At 40.1% G+C, this 2,165-nt stretch carries 5 protein-coding genes; all 5 read right to left on the bottom strand.

Annotated features, from left to right (window positions below; genetic code table 11):
- On the bottom strand, positions 1-353 hold a 353-nt coding region (locus N475_RS02255), incomplete at its 3' end, for a hypothetical protein (protein WP_155732527.1).
- Positions 354-453: 100 nt separating this feature from the next.
- Positions 454-690: a hypothetical protein gene (locus N475_RS02250; RefSeq protein ID WP_155730820.1), complete on the bottom strand. Its 237-nt coding sequence runs from the start codon at positions 688-690 to the stop codon at positions 454-456.
- Positions 691-867: 177 nt separating this feature from the next.
- On the bottom strand, positions 868-1,242 hold the full coding sequence (locus tag N475_RS02245) for a hypothetical protein (RefSeq protein ID WP_063364613.1): 375 nt from the start codon (positions 1,240-1,242) through the stop codon (positions 868-870).
- 188 nt (positions 1,243-1,430) lie between these two features.
- Positions 1,431-1,658: a hypothetical protein gene (locus tag N475_RS02240; protein WP_063355471.1), complete on the bottom strand. Its 228-nt coding sequence runs from the start codon at positions 1,656-1,658 to the stop codon at positions 1,431-1,433.
- A gap of 64 nt (positions 1,659-1,722) precedes the next feature.
- Positions 1,723-2,165, bottom strand: a 443-nt coding sequence (locus N475_RS02235) for a DUF6678 family protein (RefSeq protein WP_063364612.1), incomplete at its 5' end; no start/stop codon positions are given.

Below are 2,165 nucleotides of genomic sequence, written 5' to 3'. Positions count from 1 at the left end.
TTGTTAGGTGCATTTTTAATTACATGGCAAGCAACTTTATAAGCAGCAAACTCAGCCTGAGCCTTTCTAGGGTAGTCACTAGGAACAACTTCAATAGCGCCTATAATTAAACTGCCAGATAACTCTTTATTCGCTTTTTCTACGCCTTTTTTTATTTCATTAATATGATTATCTAAATCAAATTGAATTGTGCTGCCTACTTCATCTTTGCTTAAAAGCTTGACTATTTTTATATCGTTTACAGCAGTGTCGGTAAATTGTATAGATACAAGAACACAGCCTGGACCAGTAACATGTTGATAGCGATAAAACAAGCTTTCTTGAATTCTACTCATTGCATCTAACACTTGCATTTGGTGCGCCACGACCCAGCCACAGCACACACAGAACTTTTAAACCAAAACCGCCAGACTGTTTTGCGTCGCGAACATCTATTTGTTATTTTCTTGCTCACTACTCTGCTGCTTCAACTTTTCCAGATCCTACAATGCGAGAACCTTCCAACAATTTAAATTCTGCATCCTTGCTGAATGCCGAATAGTCAACGTCCTCAGAGTACATCAACTCGATAGTTCCGATAAATTCCTGCCCCTGCCGCGAATCCTTCGGCACTTCTAAAACACGAACAGCTAAATAATCTTCGGTGCCTAAGACGACAATATGAGGAGAGTACCCAGCTCCAACTGGCATACATGCCCTTCCACCTTCGGACTCTTTGAGAAAACAAATCTTTGCTCGAATACATTTCATAGTTTTACAACATAACGCCTTGCTATACCGTGCCAGGCACGGAGCACCTTTTGTATAATACTGAGCGAAGCGAAACACAAAAGGCGCGGAGTGTTTGGCATCAATTTTAGCACTTTGTTAGGCGCCCCAATTTTCTACAAAGCACCTAGGCTTATGGCTACCATTACTTTTAACCCAACGATAGATTACTTGTGAGGCACTATCATGCCCAAATTGGGCTATTTTTAATGGAGATACATAACCGGAAAAATTACTAATTGTCTTTGCGGTAGTTTCAAGCAATACAACCTCTAACCACTCTTCTATTCCTAACCCCGTATCTATTAGCAAGTGTAAGTTAGGCAGATTATAGCCCGACCGATTTATATCATCTGGGAAGTAGCTTTGGGCACTACTAACTCTATAAGCTTCCGATATTTCACCACCTTCCCAGCACACCTTTCTATCTAGTGCTTGAAGCTCTTCTGTTGTGTTAATAACTTTCCAACTCATTTGAGAACCTGACGCCGTTGTAACCGGCTAAAAAATAGTTGGCTAGAATTTTGTGAGGTACGAACAAAGCCAACTGATTTGTGTCCGAGTTTGCGACTTTGATATGTTTTAATTTCATGAACAAATTTAAAGGCGCTACCTTTCTTTTCAAGTTGCCAACCGTTTTGTAGGGCAGACCTGATACAATTTTAAATATCTTTTGGTGTTACAGGTAATTCTAGGTTTCCAATCCAATTATCACAACGTCCCCAAAGAAATGCTATAGATAAAACCGCTCCAGACTTTTCAGCCAACTCTGCTGCGGTCATATTGTTACCGAAAGCACCTTGACTATATGTTGGCTTGCTTCGAATCGTCCATCTGTACTCTACTGAATCAACCACTATTTTACGAGAACCTTTTTTCGGAATTGCCATAAATCACCAGAAAACATAACCCCGCAATCAGCGCAGCTACGCAGCAGTCCGCCGCATTGCCTTGTTATATCTTTTCATAGCCAATTATTCGCAAGCCAGTTGAAGTATTATGCATTTTAAATTGGCCAATTCTGCTTAGTACCTCACTGAATTCGACTAGCTTAGTATTTCCTTCAAATGGAAATTCAATCCATTCGATTTCTTTGTATATTGCAGGTTCGATAAACCATTTGTCATCAATATGCTCTTCATATTCTTCGATGCCAGTTGATTTGATGCCATCAGAATACACAAGTTTGTAATCCATTTTCTGGATCTCAGGGTAAAAGGGGCAAGCTGCCTTAAAGAGCTTTACCCATTTAGTATTACTCATGTACGAAGCCGAGTATTTTCGAGAGATGACAGAATCTAGACGATCCCAACTCTTCTCTATCTTAGCCTGTATTTTATCTGACATTACTCGGACTCTATGTGGGTATAACGCCCTGTTAACGGGCAAAATATGGT

Origin of the sequence: Pseudoalteromonas luteoviolacea DSM 6061, from assembly GCF_001625655.1 — a bacterium.
GTDB classification, from domain to species: Bacteria; Pseudomonadota; Gammaproteobacteria; order Enterobacterales; family Alteromonadaceae; genus Pseudoalteromonas; species Pseudoalteromonas luteoviolacea.
This window is presented reverse-complemented; position numbering and strand designations above follow the sequence as displayed.